The following is a 2,875-nucleotide window of genomic DNA, read 5'->3' as shown; positions in this document are numbered from 1 at the left end:
GGGTCGAGGCCCTGCGGCTCTGGGCGTTGTCAGCAATCAGAATAGGCGATCAAGCTGCGGCGGATCGACTGATCGGTATTTTGCAGAGTTACAATACTCCACTATCGAAGCGCGTTTCTCTTTTCCTTGAGGGTTTCCGCTATCGGCTCCTTGGACGTTTGGATGAGGCAGAGGACAAGCTTACCGCAGCATGGAAAATGAATCGAAATAATCCAAGCATAAATAGAGAGTTGGCGAGTCTCTATTGCAAACAGAAAAGATATGCAGAGGCAGAAGTCTTTGCTCGCGCTTCATATGTGGTGGCTCCCACAAACCCGTACTTGCTGGACATAATGGCTGAAACGCTCCTCGGGAAGCTGTCACAAGGGCTGCCCGTTGATCTCGGCGAGTTGAACAGAATTTTTGCGGCTTTGAAGCGGTATGGAGATGCACCTGGTTCTTCGTTCTATCTGATCCGAGAGGCACAACGGCTTGTTCGGGAGAGGAATCTGTTGGAGGCGCGCCGTGTGATAGACAAAGCCATAGAAAGAACGCCAGCATTGCTCTCTGCGCATTTCATTAAAAGTGAAATTTGCCTTGAGCAAAATGATGTCCGAGGCGCGGAACGATGCGCAAGTGAACTAAATCGGCTGCTTACAGACCTCGGAGGGTTCAGTGAGGGTGATGAAGCTAGGCTTGCGGAGTTGCAAGTACGGATTGAGATTAACAAGTCTCAATTTCGAATGGCGAAAGCCGCAATCGAACGGAAGGCGTTTTTGACCGACGCTATGCAGCGGCGGCTCTTGTCGCTTCTAGCTAAATCCATATCTTTTGATCCTTCGAAAGCCGACAAGGACCTTCAGGATTGGGCAAGGCAGTACCGGGAATAGCGCCCCCGGCGATATTGACCCATCGCGCAGGTGGTCAATTGGATTCTTTTTGCTCAAGTCTGGCATTGCAGACCGACGTTTGCGAACACCTGCGAGCGACGAGCGTCAGAGTATCCGGTCACGAGTTGGGCGATGATCGTCGCGATCTTGTCACCGCCCTTGGCCGACGGTTCGATTGGGTTGGCATAGTCCGCTCGGTCGCTACAGACGAGCCTAAGATCAATCAACGGCAGTGCGCTGGTAAACGCGGCGCGGGTAATGACATCGTTGAAGACGGTGAGAGCGGTTGAGCAGAGGCGCTGCTCCGCTGGATCGTCAAAACGGCCGTCGTAGATGGTGCAGAGCGCGACCGGAACTCCTCGCCCGAGCACGGCATCGACCATCGAGTGGTAGTCCCGCGCAAACTGCTCGGATATTTCAGCGAACTTCGCCACCACCTCGCCGACGGACTCCGCCGGTTGGTGGAATATGTCGATGTAGGGCAGGGCATCGTTGCCGCCCGCACTGACGATGAGATGGCTGGCATCGTCGGGTACGGAGCCGAGTTGGCCTTCTACATCGCGAGCACACGACCCATCGACGGCGCACAGGCTCGCCTTCCAGGACCGCGGCAGCTTGGTGCGGAGCTGCCGCACGACATCGGGCTCGCCCGGAACGTATGTCGCGTTGTCAAAGATCGAGTCGCCGAGAAGAACGACGTGGCTCATGGATGCGCTTTCTCTCTCAAAGTTGCTCAGGGAAGCGTGTCGGTGGCCCCTAGGAGACTCGTACGGGGCTGGTTGCTGGCCTTGGAGCTTCCAGGCCGGGAACACTGAATGCCGCTGTGCGCATTCCTATGGACTCTGTGGCGTTTGGGTGCGGGGGATGAGTCTTCGTCGGATTCTAACTGGACGCCTTGCCGGATCGTCCGGCCAGCCGTTCAGCTCCCCTCTCTGCGACACGGCGTATGTCGTCGCCGCCCCCTATTTCTGAATCAGGTTCTATCCCGGTTTCTACCTGGCGATACTTCTCCCAGAAGCCCTCCCAATTGAACCACTGGCCGGGAGCCATCGGCCCGCGTTTGGTAGGCGTGATAAAGAACGCCAATTCAAATAGGTCCCTGTCGAGTTCCTCCGTACCTTGAGTCCTCAACTGTAATTGTGCCTCTCGCATGAGTTCATGAATTTCTTCCGGGGGAGCTTGGCGGACCTTCGAGGCAACGAGCGCGTTCACGAAGTCTACCTCCTCCTTGGAAATGCCTTCCTCGATCCACCAGTTTTCATCGTCTTCACCGGCCATCCATTTCCTCCCTGCTGTGGGCGAGCAAATTTGCGCTCAGAGAGGACGCTCGTCAAAGCGGTGGCGATGCGAGATCGTGTCAGAAAAGTGGCGCGTGAGGGCTCACTATGACAACAGGCGAAGCTCAGTTCCCGAAGACGCAGTCTTGATCCCGACAATGCCACCAGCAGCAAGCGCGTGGATCGCGCGATGTAATTCCGACGTGGACGTGCCGAGGGCCTTCGCGAGTCCGCGCTGACCGCTGCGAACGCTTCCTCCGTGCGCCTTCAGGTGCTCCAGCACGGCAGCCTTGAGGCCAGTCGCGGGTGGTTTAGCAGTCTCTTCGTCACCAGGGCGTTGTGCATTCGCTCTGGAGGTCTGGCCGCGATCCCGTGTCGGGACAGGCGTTCCATTGGTCAGCACGACAGCCAGCGCAGAGCCCACTTCGAGGGCCAGCACGGGGACCAACACGAGCCATTCGGAAAGCGTTCCGGCCTCGCTTGGAACACCTGCGGCGGCGAGATACGTCGCCAGAGCGGATGCGCCAGGGTCCGCCTTGGTGGGCGGCGGTGCCGATGCAAGGTCGCGCTCGGCGTCGCGGAGGGCCACCTGCAACCGTTCTCGACGGACCGTCGTCCCGGCCTCGGCGGTGAGGGCGGCGATCTCGGCGCAGACGCGGCGCGTGATGGGGCCGTATCCGGGAGCCGACGTGTCCTCGCACGAGGCGAGCTTCGGCGTCGTCTTCAGGC

The 2,875-nt window shown here is 58.5% G+C and carries 4 protein-coding genes; 1 reads left to right on the top strand and 3 read right to left on the bottom strand.

Annotation, left to right across the window (positions count from 1 at the left end):
• Positions 1-869: tetratricopeptide repeat protein (locus AB7F49_RS39295; RefSeq protein ID WP_428533440.1), on the top strand; the 869-nt coding region annotated here is incomplete at its 5' end.
• Between the two features lie 53 nt (positions 870-922).
• Here the strand turns inward: AB7F49_RS39295 and AB7F49_RS39290 are convergent.
• From AB7F49_RS39290 to AB7F49_RS39280, 3 genes are all read right to left on the bottom strand, one after another.
• Positions 923-1,576 (bottom strand): SGNH/GDSL hydrolase family protein, encoded by a 654-nt coding sequence (locus AB7F49_RS39290; protein WP_428533437.1) that lies wholly within the window; start codon positions 1,574-1,576, stop codon positions 923-925.
• Positions 1,577-1,751: 175 nt separating this feature from the next.
• Positions 1,752-2,147, bottom strand: a complete 396-nt coding sequence (locus tag AB7F49_RS39285) for a hypothetical protein (protein WP_428533434.1) — start codon at positions 2,145-2,147, stop codon at positions 1,752-1,754.
• A gap of 105 nt (positions 2,148-2,252) precedes the next feature.
• The coding region (locus AB7F49_RS39280; protein ID WP_428533431.1) for a hypothetical protein at positions 2,253-2,875 on the bottom strand (623 nt) is incomplete at its 5' end.

Origin of the sequence: Pseudorhodoplanes sp., from assembly GCF_050250235.1 — a bacterium.
GTDB lineage: Bacteria > Pseudomonadota > Alphaproteobacteria > Rhizobiales > Xanthobacteraceae > Pseudorhodoplanes.
The sequence above is the reverse complement of the archived record's forward strand: the minus strand, read 5'-3'. Positions and strand labels throughout refer to the sequence as shown.